Annotated in this window: 11 protein-coding genes, 1 tRNA gene and 1 pseudogene; 4 read left to right on the forward strand and 9 right to left on the reverse strand. The window is 62.8% G+C overall.

Translation table 11 applies throughout. The features are described 5' to 3' along the window. Nucleotides 1–132: 132 nt before the first annotated feature. The 6 genes from JVX98_RS19435 to JVX98_RS19460 all read right to left on the reverse strand — a co-directional run bounded on the left by JVX98_RS19435 (nt 133) and on the right by JVX98_RS19460 (nt 4801). Nucleotides 133–600 (reverse strand): low molecular weight phosphatase family protein, encoded by a 468-nt coding sequence (locus tag JVX98_RS19435; protein WP_192447883.1) that lies wholly within the window; start codon nt 598–600, stop codon nt 133–135. 14 nt (nt 601–614) lie between these two features. Continuing rightward, on the reverse strand, nt 615–1091 hold the full coding sequence (locus JVX98_RS19440) for a UPF0262 family protein (protein ID WP_205237133.1): 477 nt from the start codon (nt 1089–1091) through the stop codon (nt 615–617). Beyond that, a complete protein-coding gene (hisD, locus tag JVX98_RS19445) occupies nt 1088–2392 on the reverse strand; it encodes a histidinol dehydrogenase (RefSeq protein WP_205237134.1) in 1305 nt (434 codons plus the stop codon). The genes JVX98_RS19440 and hisD overlap by 4 nt, the downstream gene beginning before the upstream one ends. A 55-nt stretch (nt 2393–2447) precedes the next feature. Further along, nucleotides 2448–2888 carry a DUF2948 family protein gene (locus tag JVX98_RS19450; protein ID WP_205237135.1) on the reverse strand — a complete coding sequence of 147 codons (441 nt, stop codon included), beginning with the start codon at nt 2886–2888 and terminating at the stop codon, nt 2448–2450. A 106-nt stretch (nt 2889–2994) separates the two neighbouring features. Continuing rightward, nucleotides 2995–4287, reverse strand: a complete 1293-nt coding sequence (gene murA / locus JVX98_RS19455) for a UDP-N-acetylglucosamine 1-carboxyvinyltransferase (RefSeq protein WP_205237136.1) — start codon at nt 4285–4287, stop codon at nt 2995–2997. Between the two features lie 262 nt (nt 4288–4549). Beyond that, nucleotides 4550–4801 (reverse strand): hypothetical protein, encoded by a 252-nt coding sequence (locus JVX98_RS19460; protein WP_210335871.1) that lies wholly within the window; start codon nt 4799–4801, stop codon nt 4550–4552. A gap of 151 nt (nt 4802–4952) precedes the next feature. Between JVX98_RS19460 and JVX98_RS19465 the strand changes: the two genes are divergently transcribed. Further along, nucleotides 4953–5027: transfer RNA gene (locus JVX98_RS19465), tRNA-Thr, on the forward strand. Between the two features lie 325 nt (nt 5028–5352). Then, nucleotides 5353–6088, forward strand: a pseudogene (locus tag JVX98_RS19470) (DNA helicase). A gap of 326 nt (nt 6089–6414) precedes the next feature. Here JVX98_RS19470 and pncB read toward each other — a convergent pair. The 3 genes from pncB to JVX98_RS19485 all read right to left on the reverse strand — a co-directional run bounded on the left by pncB (nt 6415) and on the right by JVX98_RS19485 (nt 9731). Then, nucleotides 6415–7719 carry a nicotinate phosphoribosyltransferase gene (gene pncB, locus JVX98_RS19475; protein ID WP_034797014.1) on the reverse strand — a complete coding sequence of 435 codons (1305 nt, stop codon included), beginning with the start codon at nt 7717–7719 and terminating at the stop codon, nt 6415–6417. A 45-nt stretch (nt 7720–7764) separates the two neighbouring features. Further along, the gene (gene pncA, locus JVX98_RS19480; protein ID WP_205237137.1) at nt 7765–8364 is read right to left on the reverse strand and encodes a bifunctional nicotinamidase/pyrazinamidase; all 600 of its coding nucleotides are present in this window, start codon (nt 8362–8364) and stop codon (nt 7765–7767) included. Between the two features lie 179 nt (nt 8365–8543). Beyond that, complete coding sequence (locus JVX98_RS19485) at nt 8544–9731, reverse strand: polysaccharide biosynthesis/export family protein (RefSeq protein WP_034797015.1); 1188 nt, start codon at nt 9729–9731, stop codon at nt 8544–8546. Between the two features lie 408 nt (nt 9732–10139). Between JVX98_RS19485 and JVX98_RS19490 the strand changes: the two genes are divergently transcribed. Together JVX98_RS19490 and JVX98_RS19495 are read left to right on the forward strand one after the other, a co-directional pair. After that, nucleotides 10140–17651: a type I polyketide synthase gene (locus JVX98_RS19490; RefSeq protein WP_205237138.1), complete on the forward strand. Its 7512-nt coding sequence runs from the start codon at nt 10140–10142 to the stop codon at nt 17649–17651. Further along, complete coding sequence (locus JVX98_RS19495; protein ID WP_205237139.1) at nt 17648–19063, forward strand: aminotransferase class I/II-fold pyridoxal phosphate-dependent enzyme; 1416 nt, start codon at nt 17648–17650, stop codon at nt 19061–19063. The genes JVX98_RS19490 and JVX98_RS19495 overlap by 4 nt, the downstream gene beginning before the upstream one ends. Nucleotides 19064–19144 lie beyond the last annotated feature (81 nt).

Raw genomic sequence — 19144 nt, forward strand, 5'->3', positions numbered from 1 at the left:
GCGTCGGATCAGAAGTGCGAAGCCGCTATAGCACTTCGTACCGCTCCATGTCTCTAGTCTTAAATCGATCGGGATTTAAGCGGGCATGGAAACGTCTTGGGCTGGAACCGCCCGCGGATTTTCGGCAAAGCCTCAGATGTCTTCCGACTTCTTCGAGCCGACCAACCGATGATTGATAAGCGTCGACAGGTGATCGCGCACGGCGCGATAGGCATCGACGATCTGCTCGCGCGTGCCGGCGGCCACCGTCGGATCCGGCGTCGGCCAGTAGACAACGTCGACGGCCATGGAACGCGTCAATTCGAGCGCCTTGTGATGGGCTTCCGGCGCCAGCGTGACGATGAGGTCGAAGTAGTCGTCCTCCAATTCGTCCAGCGTATGTGGCTGATGGCGACCGAGGCCCAGGCCCACTTCGGCCATGACCACGTCGACAAAGGGATCGCGCTCCCCATGCCGCACACCCGCTGAGGCAACATAGGTTCCGGCCGGCAGCGCCGCCTTGGCAAGCGCCTCGGCCATCGGCGAGCGGATGGCGTTCATGCCGCACATGAAGAGGACCGAGCGGGGCATTTTCAAGCGCTGAGCCTCGGTTCCCGCCATGCCGGTCGCCGCCCTCACCCGCGCCAGTAGAGCACGCAGACGAGCGTGAACAGGCGGCGGGCGGTGTCGAAATCCAGCCGGATCTTGCCGGAGAGGCGATCCATCAGCGTCTGCGAACCTTCATTATGGATGCCACGGCGCCCCATGTCGATCGCCTCGATCTGGCTCGGCGTCGCCGAGCGGATCGCTTCGTAGTAGCTCTCGCAGATCATGAAGTAGTCCTTCACGATCCGGCGGAACGGGGTCAACGACAGGATATGGGTGGCGACATCGTCGCCGTTCTCGGTCGAGATCGCGAAAACCAGCTTCGCATCGACGAGCGAGAGATTGAGCTTGTAGGGGCCGCCAGGATGGCCGGCGGGCTCGAACAGGTTTTCTTCGAGCAAGTCGAAGATCGCAACCGCGCGCTCATGCTCCACATCAGGGGTCGAGCGGCCGATGGTCTCGTCCAGAACGACATCGCAGAGACGCTGGTTGCGGTCCGCCTTCATCCAGCATCACCGAGATTGAGGCGAATAGCGACGGAGCGCGCATGGGCCTCAAGGCCCTCGGATTTTGCCAGCACGATCGCCGCCGGCCCGAGGATCCGCAACTGTTCGGCGTCAAGCCGCAGGATCGACGTCCGCTTCATATAATCGAGCACGCCGAGGCCGGAGGAGAAGCGCGCCGAGCGGGCGGTCGGCAGCACGTGGTTGGAGCCGCCGACATAGTCGCCGATGACCTCGGGCGTATGGCGGCCAACGAAAATCGCGCCGGCATTGCGGATCTTGGCGACCATCGGTTCGGGGTCGGTAAGCGCCAGCTCGAGATGCTCGGCGGCAATACGGTTCGCGAGCGGCACGGCCTCTGCAAGATCGGGCACGAGGATGACGGCGCCAAAATCGCGCCAGCTTGCCGACGCCGTTTCGGCGCGCGGCAGCGTCTTCAATTGCCGCTCGACCGCGTTCTCGACCGCCTGGCCGAATTCCGCATCGTCGGTGATCAGGATCGACTGGGCGCCGACATCGTGCTCGGCCTGGGCGAGCAAATCAGCGGCGATCCAGTCCGGATCGTTGTGCTTGTCGGCAATAACAAGCACTTCGGAGGGTCCGGCGATCATGTCGATACCGACCGTGCCGAAAACCTGGCGCTTGGCCGCAGCCACATAGGCATTGCCTGGGCCGACGATCTTGGCGACCGGCGCAATCGTCTCGGTGCCATAGGCAAGGGCGGCCACAGCCTGCGCGCCGCCGATGCGATAGATTTCCTCGACGCCGGCAAGCCGTGCCGCAGCCAATACTGCCGGATTGATCACACCGCCCATTGCCGGCACCACCATGACGATGCGGGGAACGCCCGCCACTTTCGCTGGCAGCGCGTTCATCAGCACCGAGCTTGGATAGCTCGCGGTCCCGCCGGGCACATAGAGGCCAACGGCATCGACCGCCGTCCAGCGCGAACCGAGGCCGACGCCCATGGAGTCCTCGTAAATATCGTCCTTCGGGCGCTGGCGGGCATGGTGCGCCTCGATACGGGTGGCGGCGACCTTAAGCGCGCCGAGAACCTCCGGCTCGACTTCCTGGATCGCCGCATCGATCTCGGCGGCGCTGACGGCCATCGGCGTCACCAAGAAATCGACGCCATCAAAACGCTTGGAGTATTCGGCAAGCGCCGCATCGCCGCGCAGCCGCACGTCGTCGATGATCGCCTTGACCACCGCATTGACGTCCTCGGACACCTCACGCTTGGTCGTCAGGAATGACGCGAACTTTTGTTCGAAGTCACCGTCGAGAAAATTGAGCCTGATTGCCAAAGGGGACGTCCTCGTATGCCAGTGTCACATGCCGGTGTGGGCGGGTCGATCAGCGTCAAGCGCCTTCGGGGTGCTTGGGCTTGAAAGCGGTTTCCCACGCCCCGCCAGTATCCGCAAGCTGCGTTTCGATGCATTCGACGTCAAGCGCGATCGAGGCGTCGCCAGCCAGAACCAGCTCCAGCGTGCCTTCCGGCCCCTCGCCCTCCACCGTGAACTTCAGCGTCAGCAGATCGAGCACCGCTTCGCTGTCGCGCCGGTCGAAGCCGACGGAACGCACCGCATTCACCCGCTTGAAGAGGAGCAGCGCCCGCCGGCGCTCGAAGGAGCGGCGCTTGCCATCGGCCGTTTCCCAGACGAAGCGGTTGACGATGAGCGAAAACTGCTTGCGGCGCGCGTCGTATTCCAGGCCCGAAACCTTGAACACGGCATCCTGGACGTGGGCGGAGACGACAGCGAGATCCTCCTCGTCAAGCGCCAGCAGCTTCAATCCGGTCATGCCATCCATTCCTTTCGTTTCGCCGCACATCTTGCCGTGCCACAATTGAAATGGACATAGGATGTTGCGCCTGAAACCGCAACGGTATCAGGCGCAACCGAAGAAATCAGTCGCTGACGCGCTCCACGTGCGCGCCGCAACGGGTGAGCTTCTCTTCGAGCCGTTCGAAGCCGCGGTCGAGGTGGTAGACGCGCGAGACCATGGTTTCGCCTTCGGCGGCAAGGCCGGCGATGACGAGCGAGACCGAGGCGCGAAGGTCGGTCGCCATAACAGGCGCACCCTTCAGGCGGCTGACACCCTCGATCTTGGCCGTCTGGCCCGAGAGCGAGATCTTCGCGCCAAGGCGGGCGAGCTCCTGCACGTGCATGAAGCGGTTCTCGAAGATCGTCTCGGTGATGTGCGAGGTGCCCTTCGCCATCGTCATCAGGCCCATGAACTGCGCCTGCAGGTCGGTCGGGAAGCCGGGGAAGGGATCGGTGACGATATCCACCGGCTTGATGCCGGCGCCATTGCGCACGATGCGGATGCCGCTGTTGGTCTCGGTGATCTCGGCGCCAGCGCGGCGGATCGCTTCGAGAGCCGTGTCGAGCAGGGCCATGTCGGTGTCTTCGAGGATGACGTCGCCGCCGGTCATGGCAACGGCCATGGCATAGGTGCCGGTCTCGATGCGATCCGGCAAGACGCGGTGGCGCGCGCCGGAAAGCGAACGTACGCCTTCAATCGTGATCGTCGGCGTGCCCTGGCCGGTGACCTTGGCGCCCATGGCGTTGAGGCAGTTGGCGAGATCGACGACCTCGGGCTCGCGGGCGGCGTTGCCGAGCACCGTGGTGCCGTTGGCAAGGGTCGCAGCCATCATCAGAACGTGGGTGGCGCCGACCGACACTTTCGGGAAGGTGTAACGCGCGCCGATCAAGCCGCCGGCGGGCGCCGTCGCGTTGACGTAGCCGCCATCGATCTCGATGTTGGCGGAAAGCGCCTTGAGGCCCTCGATGAAAAGATCGACCGGACGCGTGCCGATGGCGCAGCCGCCCGGTAGCGAAACCCGCGCCTTGCCTTCACGGGCGAGCAGCGGGCCGATGACCCAGAAGCTGGCACGCATCTTCGAAACCAGCTCGTAAGGGGCGGTCGTATCGACGATGTTGCGGCAGGTGAAGTGGATGGTGCGGGCGTAGCTCTCGCCCTGGCGCTCGCGGCGGCCGTTGACGGAGATATCCGCGCCATGATTGCCGAGGATGCGGATCAGCTGCTCGACGTCGGCCAGATGCGGCACGTTTTCGAGCGTCAGCGTGTCGTCGGTCAGAAGCGACGCAATCATCAGCGGCAGGGCCGCATTCTTGGCGCCCGAAATCGGGATGACGCCATTGAGCTTGTTGCCGCCTACAATCCTGATGCGATCCATGAGGCCTCTCGAACGGGCTTGGCCCGCCTTTCCAAAATAATCCGATGTTGTCTGAAGGCGCCTCTTTAGTGGAGACGCCGCGAAATTAGAAGTACCTTGAACGCCGCGCATCCGTTCAGACGCCTGGCGCTGTAATATTTAGGTCGCTGCACAGCTTTCCCCCGCGATCGGTCCCGATTTACGGACCTGTGCATTCGTACGGCCGATGGCCATGCCGCCGGCAAATTGAAAACGAAGCGGCGGATACCGCTTCCCGCCCGTACTAATCTTGGGATTCGTCCGTTTTTGCGGCAGGAAGACCGCTGACTTCATCAGCAGCGCCGGATCGGCGCGCCCGCATCTGCTGCTTGCGGCGCATGAGGTTGTCGCGCAAGTTCCTGGCAAGGCGCGCCTTTTTCAGGTCCGCCTCGGTCGTATCCTTTATCTTTTTCTGGCGCACCTTGCCGTCCGCCTGCCGCTCGTCAGGCGTGGACACGGCCTTGCCGCTTTCTTCGTCGTCTGTTTGCATGCCCATGCCATAGCGCAAAACCAGGGTCTTCGGAAGCGCCAGCGACTTTTCTCACAGCTCTTCACGAAAAACTTCGAAAACCTGCTTGCACTCCCCGCTCAGCTATGGCAATAGCCCCCTCGCTTGATGCGGCTGACACACGAACCGGCCGCCAGATGCTGCTATAGCTCAGGGGTAGAGCACTCCCTTGGTAAGGGAGAGGCCGAGAGTTCAAATCTCTCTAGCAGCACCAGTTTTCTCTCAAGAGATACAATCGGTTATTCGCGTGCGAAGCGCTTCGCAATGCTCCGTCGGTTGCCATCTGCAAGCCGCCTCATCCGAACATTTGACCGCATCATCCGTGGCGGGTCAGTAGCTCACGCCTTACCCTTTTCGGTCCACCGACAGCCGTTCACCTGGTACGTCCTCTGCGCTACACTTCGATTCGGGCGCGCCCACGCCTCCCCCCTCCTATCGGGAAAGCAGATTTCATGCGGGGCCATCCATCATCGAACCGACTGTTCGAGCATTGCGCATAAGGAGGGATTGCGAAGGTTGCTCGCATCAGGAGGTTACGGATGAAACTGACTGCGCCGATCTACCATCTGAAACGCAAGGCGAAACGCCTATGCCGCGGCGAAGCCATTTCCTTGCATGAGGCGCTCGATCGCATTGCCGTTCAGGAGGGCTACTCAACTTGGAGCCTGCTTGCGGCACGACAAACGACTGCCGGCACCGCGGCGAGTATGCTTGCCCCGCTCGCTCCCGGAGATCTCGTGGTCCTCGGCGCACGGCCCCGGCCAGGGCAAGACGCTGAAGAGCCTCGAGCTTGCCGTAGAGGCGATGAGGGCCGGCCATCGCGCCTACTTCTTCACACTGGAATATACCGTGACGGACGTCATAGAGCGTTTTGCGACCATCAGGGCCGACTATGGCCGGTTTGCCCCGCTGTTCGAGATCGATTGCTCCGACACGATCAGCGCCGACCATATCGTCGGTAAGCTGTCCAAGGGCGATCCCGGCACGCTGGTGGTCGTCGATTACCTCCAGCTTCTCGATCAGCGACGTGACAATCCCGCTCTTGGCGATCAGGTGCGCAAATTGAGGGCATTCGCGCGGCAACGCGGGTTGATCATCATCTTCATCTCGCAGATCGATCGATCCTTCGAAGCCGCCGTGAAACAACTTCCGGACCTGGACGATATCCGGATGCCGAACCCCGTTGATCTCCGGCTTTTCGACAAGGCCTACTTCTTGAACAAGGGCGAAGCGAGGCTACTGGCGATAAACTGTAACAAGAGCCTGCCTCGCTGACACCCGGAACGTATTTCCCGATGCTGCGTTATCGTTTCAAAAGCAGCAACGCGGAGGCTTCTCAATGAAAGGTATTGTTCTCTGGCTTATGGGCGTGCCGCTCATCGTCATCATCCTTCTCTACATGTTCGTATTCTAGAGAAGCAAAATGCAATGGCAGGTTGTCGCCTTAACGCAACCTTAAGATTCCACTGCCAGATTTGATATTGCGATGATGGACAATCGCAACATCTTTGATCCCCTTTTGAAACCGGCTTCTGCCGGTTTCTTTTTTTTGCAAGTTCGCTCAGCACGCGGCGTCGTTTGACTTAGGCGTTACTTGGCGGTCAGACCTTAACCGCCTGCTCAACGAAATCCTGCGAGCCAAAAAACTTGAGGTAGCGCTCGACCTCGGCCGGGTCACCGGTCGCCTTGCGCGGATTGTCGGAGAGTTTTACAGCCGGCCGGCCATCCGCCTCGCTGACCTTGCAAACGATCGAAATCGGACTGAGGCCGCTGATTTCCGTCGGCGCGCAACCGGCAAAATCATTGGTAAGGTTGGTGCCCCAGCCGAAGCTCATGCGCACGCGCCCCTCGAAGTGGCGGTACGTCTCGATGATGGTGTCGACGTCGAGACCATCGGAGAAGATCAGCAGCTTTTCCCGAGGATCCCGTCCCATCTTCTTCCACCAGGCGACGATTTTTTCGCCACCTTCGATCGGCGGCGCGCTGTCCGGCCGAAAGCCCGTCCAGTCCGCCACCCATTTCGGCGCGTCACGCAGGAACGCCGCTGTGCCGAAGGCATCAGGCAGCACGATCAGGAGATTGCCGCCATAGAGTTGGTTCCAGTCCTGCAGCACCTTGTAGGGGGCGGCGGCCAGTTCCTTGTCGTTGCGGGCAAGGGCTGCGGCCACCATCGGCAATTCGTGTGCGTTGGTGCCAAGCGCTTCCAGATCGTTGTCCATGGCGAGCAACACGTTGCTGGTACCGGAGAACGAGCTTCCGATTCCTTCCTTCAGCGCCTCGACGCACCAGCGCTGCCAAAGGAAGCTGTGGCGGCGGCGCGTGCCGAAATCGGAGATCCTGAGGTTAGGATACTGCCGCAGCCGCTCGACTTTGGACCACATCTTGGCCTTGGCGCGGGCATAGAGCACATCGAGGGTAAAGGGACCGAGGCCCTTCATCGCCGAGCGCGAGCGCAGCTCGTTGATGATCGCCAGCGCCGGGATCTCCCACATGGTGGTCTCCGCCCAGCGGCCGCGGAAGGTCAGCTCGAACTGGCCGTCGCTGCGTTTCAGCTCATAATCCGGCAGGCGGAACTTGGCTAGCCAGGCGAGAAACTCCGGCGAGAAGATCTGCTTGCGGCCATAGAAGGTATTACCCGCAAGCCAGATCATTTCCTTCTTGGAAAAACGCAACTCGCGTGCGTGATCGAGCTGCTCGCGCAGTTCCTGCTCGTCGATCTCGTCGGCGAGCCGCACCGTCTTCGTGCGGTTGATCAGCGAGAAGGTCGCATCGACATCCGGATAGAGCTGCCAGATCATCTGCAGCATCAGGAGCTTGTAAAAATCCGTGTCCAGCAGGCTGCGTACGATCGGGTCGAGTTTCCAGGCATGATTGTAGACGCGCCTGGCGATATCGGTCTTCGTCATCGGTGAAATTGCTCCTTCCTCTTAGGCGAGGCTAGATCATCTCGGCTAGTTCAGCTCGACACCGGCATCACGCATACGCGTCACCATGGCATGAAGCGAGCCGTTGAGGTCGATGCCCCGACAGGCATCGAGAACGACCGTGGTCGAGAATCCCTGCGCCACCGCGTCGAGCGCGGAGAAAGCAACGCAGAAGTCGGTCGCGAGCCCGCAGAGCGTCACCTTTTTGATGCCGCGATCCCTGAGATAGCCGGAAAGACCGGTCGGCGTCCGGCGGTCGTTCTCGAAGAAGGCGGAATAGCTGTCAATCTGGGGGCGGAAACCCTTGCGGATCAAAAGCTCGGCGCGGGTCCATTCGAGCGCCGGATGGAATTCGGCGCCAGCGCTGCCCTGCACGCAATGATCCGGCCAGAGCGTCTGCGCGCCATAGGGCATGGCGATCATTTCGAAGGGGTTTTTGCCAGGATGGCTGGAAGCGAAGCTCGAGTGGCCGGACGGATGCCAGTCCTGGGTCAGAACCACATGCTCGAAGCGACCGATCAGGCCGTTGATCATCGGCACGATCTCGTCGCCACCCGCCACACCTAGCGCGCCGCCCGGGCAGAAATCGTTCTGCACATCCACGACGATCAACGCTTTATCCGCCATCATTCACCTCTTGGCCGATCAACTGGTTATCGATCACCAAAATCGATTTAAGTCCAAGATCAATCACAGAATTTGAGCGACGACAAGCCAGTTCCGCAGGCTTCGAGGACCAGGAGGATAGATAAGCAAAAAGGGCGCCGGCATGGCCGACGCCCTTGAACAAATGAAATTGAAAACAATCAGTTTCCGAGATTGTTGATGTTGTCCGCGATCGAGAAGCCGGAATTGGCAATGCCGACCGGCTGGGCGACGAAGTTGAGGAACTTCGAGAAATCGACCGACGGGTGACGCGAGGCATAGATGACGTCGCGATTCTTGACCGGGAAGGTCTGGCCGACAATCAGGCTGTCCGGCTTGCTCATGTCAAAGCGGTAGACGATCGGGTAGCGACCCACGCTGTCGGTCTTCATGCCCTTGCGCAGCATTTCGTTGAAACGCTGCTGACCGAGCAGGCTCATGACCACATCAGGCTCTTCGTAACGGAAGATGAAATAGCCCTTCATGTCGAGCGTGTAGTCCGAGCCACCGCCGGCAAGGCCCATCGCCTCGAGCAGATTGAGATCGTTGGCGCCGAATTCGACGCGCTGGTTGGCCTTGACCGCACCGAGGATCGTGAAGCGGCGCGGATCGCGCGTCACGAAGATCTGGTCGCCCGGCTTGACGTGGATATTTTCCGACGGGTTCTCGATGATCGACTTCAGGAGAACCGTTCCGGTCTTCTTGCCGCGCACCAATGTGACGAAGGTCTCGTAGGGCTGCGCGACCGGGCCGCCGGCCTTGGCGATGACCTCGTTGATCGTTTCGTCGACGAGGCTCAGCGGCACCACCGACGATTTGCCGACGGCACCCGAAACCGTAACGTTGCGCGACGCGGTGCTCATGCTCGTGACGATGACGTCGGGCTCAACGGCCTTTTGCTTCAGCGCTTCCAGAATTTCCTGGCGCGCCTGCTCCAGTGTCAGGCCGGCAAACTTGACCGGGCCGACATAGGGGATGGCAGCCTTGCCATCCGGCTGAACGACGAGATCGATGCTCGTCTGCTTGGAGTCCTGCGTCGAGAACAAGCCGTCGCTGCCGGCTTCGAAGATCGAGACCTTAAGCTGATCGCCAACGCCGATGACGACGCGGCCAACACCGCCGCCAATGCCGAAACGGCGATTGAGCGTCGAGGAGACATAATCGGAAACGAGACGCGCGGAGCGTCCGTCCACATCGACGATGTCGAAAACCGTTGCATTCTGGCGGCCGATCTCGGCGCCTGACTGGCCGGCGTCCTTGACGATCGCTCCGGCCAACGGCCCCTCACCAGGCACAGCCTGGCATCCGACGAGGGCGGAACAAAGCAGAAGGGCACTGACTCGTTTCAACTACGACACTCCACATTCGGCACAGCCATGATTTTGCTCATGGTTCCGCGCCGCATCATCCCCCGGCAGGGAATTTCGCCGGTCTCTGAAAAGCACAATCGCCGTCCCACAACAAGTCACCCCAAGACCAAGACGGGCAATTTATTTGAGCCCGCGTCTTTCTGGTCATACCTTCGATACCTTGAGCGTGGTTTGTCGCCCAATCCGACTTGGACTGGCGTTGACAGCGTGTATATCTTCAGTCTTTGGGGTTGAAAGCTAGGGACTTTAAGTTAAAAGCTGACTAATGAGGCGGAACGAATATAGCTGGGGATAGCCCGCAAGCATGACGATTGGCGATTGCATTTCGACCTCCGCCGCGCAATCGCAGGTGCAACTTTAACGGCATTTTAGAGCGTTCGATCATACATGGCTGTTGAGATTATTGGGCGTGCATGCCTCGCCCCTGGAGCAGAATCGCCCTCGGCGTTGTTCAAACTTCTACGTCAGGGCAAGTGCACCGTCACCAGCATTCCATCGGATCGCTGGGATGTCGCGCGATTCTGGCATCCCGTCATGGGCACGCAGGGGAAGACCTATTCCTTCGCGGCCGGCGTGCTGGATCAACTCTATGATTTCGACCCGGCCGTCTTCGGCATGTCGCAGCGCGAGGCCATGTATATGGACCCGCAGCAGCGCGTGCTGCTCCAACTCGCCTGGCGGGCGCTTGAAGACGCCAACATCTCGTCGACGTCGCTGCACGGCGAAAACGTCGGTGTCTATATCGGCGCATCGAGCCTCGACCACGCCAACCTGACGGTCGAGGATCCGGCCGCAGCCGGCCCCTATTTCATGACCGGCAACACGCTGTCGATCGTGTCGAACCGCATCTCGCACATCTTCGGCCTCAGCGGCCCGAGCATGACGGTCGATACCGCCTGTTCCTCCTCGCTGGTCGCACTCGACCAGGCGATGCGGGCACTGACATCGGGCGAGATCGACACGGCGATCGTCGGCGGCGTCAATATTCTTGCCCACCCCCTGCCCTTCGTCGGCTTCGCCCAGGCGCGCATGCTGTCGCCGGAAGGCCTCTGCCGTGCCTATGATAACGACGGCGCCGGCTACGTGCGCGCCGAGGGCGGCGTGGTCTTCGTGCTGCGCCGTTCCGATCGGGCGCGCCGCGAAAAAGACCGCAGCTATGCGCGCATCGTCGCGACGGGCGTGAATTCGGCCGGGCGCACCAACGGCATTTCGCTGCCGTCGCGCGAAGCCCAGGCCAATCTGCTGAGAGCGATCTACGAAGGAAACGGCATCGACGCCAATCAGGTGGCCTTCGTCGAGGGCCACGGCACCGGCACCAAGGTCGGCGACCCGGCGGAAGTCTGGTCGATCGGAACGGTCATCGGCGCCAAGCGCCGGGCGCCCGTGCCGATCGGCTCGATCAAGTCGAACATCGGCCACACCGAACCCGCCTCCGGCCTCTTCGGCATGCTGAAGGCCATGATGGCGCTCGAGAACAATTACCTGCCGGCGTCGCTGCACTTCGACACGCCGAACGAGCACATCGATTTCGACGGCCTGAACGTCCGCGTCACGGCAAATCCGATAGAGCTTCTGCGCGGAAAGCGCGCGCGCCTCGCCGGCATCAACTCTTTCGGTTTCGGCGGTGCCAATGCGCACGTCGTTATCAGCGACCCGGAACCGGCGGCCGATGAAAAGGCCGCAAATCCGTCGTCGTCAGGGCATGTGTTCCTGGCAAGCGCCCATACGCAATCGAGCCTGGAAGCCCTTCTCAAGGATTACAAGACGGCTTTCGCGCATGCTTCCAAAAGTGAAGCCCGTGCGATGATCGCCGCATCGGGTGCCAACCGCGCCCATATGCGCCATCGGTTTGCCGCCCGTAGCGACCAGCCCGAAGATATCGTCCGTGCGATCGCCAGCCACCTGGAAAAGCCCGGCTCGGATATCGGCGAGGTCGGCGAGGCCGTCGCTCGCGACGCCAAGGTCGCGTTCGTGTTCTCCGGCAACGGCTCGCAATGGGCCGGCATGGGCGTGGAAGCCTTCCGTGAAAACCTGCATTTCCGCCAGTGTTTCACCTCGGTCAGCGCGCTGTTCAAGTTCCACTCGGATATCGCGCTTACCGATCTCCTGACCGATCCTGATCTCGACAAGAAGCTTGCCGACACGAAGATCGCCCAGCCACTGCTCTTTGCGGTGCAGGCCGCCCTGTCGGATTCGCTGGTTGCCATGGGCATCAAACCGGTCGCCGTTTTCGGTCACTCCGTCGGTGAAATCGCCGCGGCCTACGCCGCCGGCGCACTGTCGCTCGTCGATGCCGTTTCGATCGTTGCAAAGCGCTCGCTGCATCAGGACCTGCTTGCCGGCCACGGGACGATGGCGGCTGTCATGCTCGGTGAAGAGGCTGCTCGCGCCTTTGCCGAGGCTCGCGGTCTTGACGAACTCTGCGTTGCTGCGGTTAACGCCCATAATTCCGTGACGATCTCGGGCCCGGCCGACCAGATCTCGGCCTTCCGCGATGCCGCTCGCAAGGCGAAGATCCCGGTCCAGATCCTCGACATCAACTATCCGTTCCACCATCCGATCATCGATCGGGCGAAGGATGCCTTCCTCTCGGACATCCCCGATATCGCGCCGCGCCGCACCGAGCTCGCCTATCTCTCGACGGTGACGGGTGCCGCGCTCGAGGGCACGCAGCTCGATCCGGAATACTGGTGGAAGAACGTTCGCGAGCCGGTCCGCTTCCAGGCGGCCGCAGAAGCCGCGATCGAAATGGGCTGCCGCCTGTTCATCGAGATTTCGCCGCGCCCGATCCTGTCGTCCTACGTCAAGGAGACGATCAAGCAAGCAGCAGCCCCCGGCATGGTGGTGCCGACGCTGCTCAGAGACGTCGCCGAAAGCGGCCAGGATCCGATCTCGGCCGCGATGGCACGTGCCGTTGCGCACGGCGCCGTCGTGGATACGACCCGGGTCTTCGGCAAGCGCAATGCATCGATCGCCCTGCCAAGCCTCCCGTTCGAGCCCGTCGAGCTGCGGCCGGCGGCGACGACGGATGCCACCGACCTCTTCGGCCGGATTGCCAGACCTTACCGCCTGACCGGCTGGCGCAGCGATCCGAACAGCGGCAGCTGGAAAAACCATATCGACGCCCATCTCTTCCCGGACCTTGCCGAACACGTGGTCGACGGCAAGGCGATCTTGCCGGGCAGCGGCTTCATCGAGATTGCCGTTGCAGCGGCACAGCAGTTCTATGGCAGCGACGAAGTCGAGATCACCAATCTCGAAATCGTCCGACCGCTGGAACTCAGCGACACGAAAATCATGGAGCTGTCGACCGTCCTCTCGCCAGAGACCGGCGACCTCGAGATCCGTTCGCGCGAACGGCTGTCGGAAGACGACTGGGCCGTGCATGCGGTAGCCCGCTGCCGCAAGCCGCTGCCGGCCGGGGACCGCGCCTATCCGTCGCTTTCGGGCCTTGCCAAGACGGCAACGGTGGCACCGGGCCGCGCCTATGAGACGGCGCGGCAATTCGGCCTCGACTACGGTCCCCGCTTCCAGTTGCTCGCGAAAGCGGTTGCCTATGGCGACCGCCTGGTCGATGTAGAATTGAAGACGGCAGACGCCACCGGACACCCGCTGGTCAGCTACGCCCTGAACCCGATCTCGGTCGATGCGACTTTCCACGGACTGGTGGCGCTCTTCGACCGCTTCACCGGCGACAAGAGCGGCGCACCCTATATTCCCGTCCGCTTCGGTTCCGTGCGTGTCGTCAATGGCGGCCTGCCGATCGCGCGCGCCATGATCGAAATCGAACGTGTCAGCGCCAACTCGATCAAGGCGAAGTTCCACTTCTTCGGCCAGTCGGGCGAACCGATCGCGCATTTCGAGGATTGCCGTTTCCGCCGCACCTATCTGCGCAAGCACAAGACGCTCGACGCCCTGTCCTTCCACTACGAGGCAGTACAGTCGGAAGCCGCCTTGCCGGGCCTTCCGCGCAACAGCCTGGCACCGGTCTCGATCGCCATGCCGGCCGCCGGCGAGGCTGGCATCGGCAATGCGACGCTGCTCTTCAATGCCGCGATCTACCGCGCCTGCCAGGAGATCGCCCTCAAGCTCGGCAAGGGTCGTTCAACGATCCAGGGCGGCAGCCTGCCCGGCGATTTCGCGTTCCAGTGTTTCCTGACGAGCTGCCTCTACGTGCTCGAAGATGCCGGGCTTTGTGAGCACAAGGATGGTGTCTGGACCGTCGCGCAGGAGTTCAACCTGCCGAGTGTGTCTGAAATTCTGAGCGAACTCTACGGCGAACGGCCTGACCGCGCCGTCGAGGCCGTGCTGATCAACAATGCCTATGCGGAAGCGCTTGCCCGCATCGACGCCCTGCATGCGGGCGACGAAGCGGCCTCGGCCTCGAACTTCATCAGCGACGCCACCATCGACCATCAGGCGGTTCACTCGGAGGCAAGCCGTCAGCGCATGTCCTTCGTCCTGGAGGCGCTCGAAACAGCGCTCTCGACACAGTCCGCCGGAGCGCGTCTGCGCATCGTCGAACTCGGCAGCGTATCCGCCGGCTTCACCCGACGCCTGGCGACACTTGCCGAAAAGCATGGTGCAAGCCTCACCGTGTTCGAAGCACGCGACAACGCCCAGCGCGGCCTTGAGCTCTCCTTCGAAAACGACGCCCATGTACACATCCTCAAGAAGGGCGAGCTCGCGACGCTTGCGGCCTTCGATCTTGCCGTCAGCGCTTCCGATGGGTTCTACGGCCTGATCGAGGACGATGTGACGGTTCGCACGGCCTTGCGTACCGCACTGCGTCCTACCGGTGGCATCATCGCCGCGGTCAGCGCCCCGTCGTTGTTCAACGACTTCGCGCTTGGCCTGTCCGAGGGTTGGTTCGCGCGCAGCCAGACGGCGGAGTTTCCGATCGGCAGCCTCGCGGCTGCGCCGCACTGGCAGAAATGCCTCGACGATCTCGACCTGCGCGACATCGACATTGCCGACCGCGAATGTGCAAGCGGCAACGTCATCCTGCTCGAAGCGCGTGGCACAGCAACTGCTGCCGCAGACGTGGCGGTACCGGCGTCCGGCTCCTACCTGTTGCTGGAGATCGCCGGGCACGAACAGCGCGAACCGTCTGAGACAGCCGTTCGCGTCAGCCTGACCGGCGATGCGAGTGCGGACAAGGCCGCGCTCCTGCCAGCCTTCGAGGCGCTGGGGGCCCAACCGCTTCGGGCAGTCTTCCTCGCCTTGCCGACGGCCGCGTCGCGCACCGACGATTCTGCCTCTCTGCAAACGCAGATCCTCGCGCTCGGCGCGTTTGCCGAAGCGTTGCGCCAGCATATCGGCGGTGCAGAGCCGGCGGACGACAAGCGACCCCGTCTCGTGCTTGTTGCGCCTGGCGGCGCACCGATCGCCAACCGGACGGTCGGCGCAGCGGTCGCAAGCGACGGCGTCAATGCCGGCCTCTGGGCCTTCGCGCGCGTGCTCCAGAACGAGTACGAGTTCCTCGACGTCCACTCGCTCGACATCGACGGGTCGCCGGCGACGGCTGCCCAGATGGCTGCGGCATTGCCGCTGCTTGGCGCCGCGGGAGCAAACCGCGAATGGCTGCTCGAAGGTGACGATGGCGCTGCGCTTTCGGAGATCCGCGCCGTGCCTGGGCCGGTCGACAATGCGCACGCAGCAACAGCTGCCTTCAAGGCTGCAACCATCCGCCAGCGCGTCAGCTCCCAGGTCGGCAGCATCGTCTGGGAAGAAAGCGACATCCCCTCGGCAGGCCCGGGTGACGTCGTCGTCGCGGTCGCGGCCACCGGCCTCAACTTCCGCGACGTGATGTGGGCGATGGGCCTTCTGCCGGAAGAGGCGCTCGAAGACGGCTTCGCAGGCGCGACGATCGGCATGGAGCTTTCCGGCCATGTAGTCGCGGTCGGCGCCGGCGTCGATGACCTCGCCGTCGGCGATGCCGTCATGGCGATTGCGTCCTCCGCCTTCTCGACCCACGCGGTCGTTTCGCGCGCCGGTGTCGCCAGGTTGCCGCAATCGGTCAGCCCGGTTGCCGCAGCGACGGTCCCGGTCGCGTTCCTGACCGCCTATTACGCGATGGTCGAGCTTGGGCGGATCCAGCCTGACGAGACGATCCTCATCCACGGCGCCGCCGGCGGTGTCGGTCTTGCCGCTCTGCAGGTCGCAAAGCTGAAGGGCGCCAAGGTCATCGCCACGGCAGGATCGCGCGAAAAGCGTCGCTTCCTGTCGATGCTGGGCGCCGATCACGTCTTCGATTCCCGTTCGCTCGACTTCGTCAACGACGTTCGCGCCGTAACGCACGGCGAAGGCGTCGATCTCGTGCTCAACTCGCTGTTCGCCGAGGCCATGGAGCAGAGCCTGGCGCTGGTGAAGCCGTTCGGCCGCTTCCTTGAGCTTGGCAAGCGCGACTATTACGCCGACAGCAAGATCGGCCTTCGGCCGTTCCGCCGCAATGTCAGCTATTTCGGCATCGACGCCGACCAGTTGCTGGTCAATCAGCCGAAGCTGACCAAGCGGATCTTCACCGAGATCGGTGCGCTGTTCGAAGACGGCAAGCTGACCCCGCTTCCCTATCGCGCCTTCGACTTCGACGAGATCGGCAACGCCTTCCGGCTGATGCAGAATGCCGGGCATATCGGCAAGATCGTCGTGCTTCCTCCGGTCGCCGGCACGCATCGTGTCGCCAAGCGTCCGCATGGCGGCATGAAGGTCGATCCGAACGGCATGCATCTCGTCGTCGGTGGCATCGGCGGCTTCGGCCTCGCTGCCGCCAACTGGCTCGTCGAAAAGGGTGCGACGAAGGTCGCGCTCTGCTCGCGCCGAGGCCAGGCGGATGCCGAGACGACGGCGATGATCGAGCTCTGGGCGAAGGCCGGCGTTGCCGCCACGGTTCATGCCTGCGACGTCACCGATCCGGCAGCGACGGAGCGCCTGCTCAAGACGCTGCGCGCCGTGGCGCCGCTGCGCTCGATCGTCCATGCTGCCATGGTGCTCGACGACGCGCTGATCAGCAACCTCAACCGCGAGCGCAACCGGCCGGTCATCGATACCAAGGCCAAGGGTGCCGCGGTTCTCGATCAACTGACCAGCGGCGACAAGATCGACAACTTCATCCTGTTCTCGTCGGCGACGACCCTCGTCGGCAACCCCGGACAGGCGAATTACGTCGCGGCCAACGGCTATCTCGAAGGTCTCGCCCGCGCCCGTCGCGCCCGCGGCCTTGCGGGTCTCGCCGTCGGCTTCGGCGCGATCGCAGACAGGGGCTACTTGGTCCAGAACACGGATGTGAACGACATCCTTGCCAAGCGTATCGGCAAGACGGCGCTGAAGGCGCAGACGGCGCTCGACATGGTCGAAAGCCACCTGGCCTTCGATCCAGGCACCGTCGATGCGGCAACCGTGATGATCTCGGAGATCGACTGGTCGGCGGCACGCAATCTGCCTGTCGCCCGCAACGCCCTCTTCGAAGTCATCCTGCGCAGTGCCGACCAGCATGCGACGGGCGGCGAAGGCACCAAGATGGACCTCGTCGCGATGATCGAGGGCAAGTCGCCGCAGGAGGCCGAGGACATTCTCTTCGATCTCGTCGCCGGCGAGATCGCCGCAATCCTGCGCGTATCGAAGGATACGGTCACCCGCAGCAAGGTTCTGAAGGAAATCGGCCTCGACAGCCTCATGGCCGTCGAACTCGGCATGAGCTTCCAGCAGAACACCGGCTTCGACATGCCGCTCAGCGGCGTCGCCGACAACACGACGGTTGGCGATGTCGCGCGCAAGCTCTATGAAAAGGTGAGCAAGCGCGACCAGAGCGACGATGCCGAGCCCGCCGACGACAAGATCGTCAGCGAACTTGCGCAGCGGCACGTCGGAACGGCGAAGGAAAAAGCACAAGGCCAATGAGCACGAACGGAAACGGTCCAGGCGCATCCAAGATGACCAGCAGCCTCAAAGAGAACCTGCTGGACCGGATGAGAAACACGCATCAATCCTCCGAGCGCAACCGCATGGCGCGCTCGGAGCGCGAGATGCCGCCGCCGGCACGCCGGCAGCAGGCCCGTTTCGAAGACCTGCCGGAATACAAGCAGGTGATGACGCAGAAGTTCGCAAGCGAGCAGCTCGGCATCGCCAATCCGTTCTATCGTGCCCATCAGACGGCGGCCGGCGCGACCACCGTGATCGACGGCCGGAAGCTGATCAACTTCGCCTCCTATGACTACCTTGGCCTCAATCGCCATGCGGAGGTGCTTGCGCGGGCACGCGACACCATCGGCACCTTCGGCATCTCCGCGTCGGCGAGCCGCCTCGTCGCGGGCGAGCGCCCAGTGCATGTGGCGCTCGAAGAAAAGATCGCCAGCTTCTATGGCGTCGATGCTGCGGTCTGCTTCGTCAGCGGTTATCTCACCAATGTGGCGGCGATCAGCTGCCTGATGGGGCCGAAGGATCTCGTCGTCCACGACGAGTTCATCCACAACAGCGCCCTTGCCGGCGTCAAGCTCTCGGGGGCGACACGGCGCCTGTTCAAGCACAATGACGTCGCCGACCTCGAACACGTGCTGCGCACCGTTGCCGGCGACTATCGCCGCATCATGGTCATCGTCGAGGGCATCTACTCGATGGACGGCGATGTCGCCGACCTGCCGGCCCTTTTGAAACTTCGGGCCGAATACGGCTTCTGGCTGATGGTCGACGAAGCGCATTCGCTCGGCGTTCTCGGCAAGACCGGCCGCGGGCTTGCAGAACATTTCGGCGTCGATCCGCACGAGATCGACATCTGGATGGGCACGCTCTCCAAGACCACGTCGAGCTGCGGCGGCTACATCGCCGGCAGCGAAGCGCTGGTCGAAGTGCTAAAGGCCTCGGCCGGCGGCTTCGTCTACAGCGTCGGCCTTGCGCCGGTGCTGGCGGCCGCGGCAACCACAAGCCTGGAGGTGCTGGAACGGGAGCCGACGCGCACGGCGGCGCTGCGCCGCAACGGCGCGCTCTTCCTCAAGCTTGCCAAGGAAGCGGGGCTCGACACCGGGCTCAGCAGCGGATTTTCCGTGGTTCCGGTTCTGGTTGGCGATTCCCTGCGAGCGGTGCAGCTGTCGAACGACCTGCTTGCCGAAGGGGTCAATGCGCTGCCGATCATCCACCCGGCGGTCCCGGAAGGCCTGGCGCGGCTGCGCTTCTTCATCACCAGCGACCACACGGAAGAGCAGATCCGCCGCACGGTAACGCTGACGGCCGAGCGTCTGGCCGACCTTACCGCACGCAACTTCGGCCTCGGCGGCATCGACATCGACCAGATGATGAAAGCGCTCTCGGCGCGCTGACCTGATCGCATTTGCTGCCGGGTCACGCGGTTGCCGAAGCAGAGCCGCTTCGCACCCTTCCGAACTCTGGAGCGGAATACC

The sequence above is a fragment of the Ensifer sp. PDNC004 genome, assembly GCF_016919405.1.
In the GTDB taxonomy this organism is placed as follows: Bacteria; Pseudomonadota; Alphaproteobacteria; order Rhizobiales; family Rhizobiaceae; genus Ensifer.

What these genes read in the sequence shown, in the direction of transcription:
- JVX98_RS19435 (WP_192447883.1), bottom strand. Translation starts at nt 600, where the DNA reads ATGGCGGGAACCGAGGCTCAGCGCTTGAAAATGCCCCGCTCGGTCCTC.
- JVX98_RS19440 (WP_205237133.1), bottom strand. Translation starts at nt 1,091, where the DNA reads ATGAAGGCGGACCGCAACCAGCGTCTCTGCGATGTCGTTCTGGACGAG.
- JVX98_RS19450 (WP_205237135.1), bottom strand. Translation starts at nt 2,888, where the DNA reads ATGACCGGATTGAAGCTGCTGGCGCTTGACGAGGAGGATCTCGCTGTC.
- murA (WP_205237136.1), bottom strand. Translation starts at nt 4,287, where the DNA reads ATGGATCGCATCAGGATTGTAGGCGGCAACAAGCTCAATGGCGTCATC.
- JVX98_RS19460 (WP_210335871.1), bottom strand. Translation starts at nt 4,801, where the DNA reads ATGGGCATGCAAACAGACGACGAAGAAAGCGGCAAGGCCGTGTCCACG.
- pncB (WP_034797014.1), bottom strand. Translation starts at nt 7,719, where the DNA reads ATGACGAAGACCGATATCGCCAGGCGCGTCTACAATCATGCCTGGAAA.
- pncA (WP_205237137.1), bottom strand. Translation starts at nt 8,364, where the DNA reads ATGGCGGATAAAGCGTTGATCGTCGTGGATGTGCAGAACGATTTCTGC.
- JVX98_RS19490 (WP_205237138.1), top strand. Translation starts at nt 10,140, where the DNA reads ATGGCTGTTGAGATTATTGGGCGTGCATGCCTCGCCCCTGGAGCAGAA.
- JVX98_RS19495 (WP_205237139.1), top strand. Translation starts at nt 17,648, where the DNA reads ATGAGCACGAACGGAAACGGTCCAGGCGCATCCAAGATGACCAGCAGC.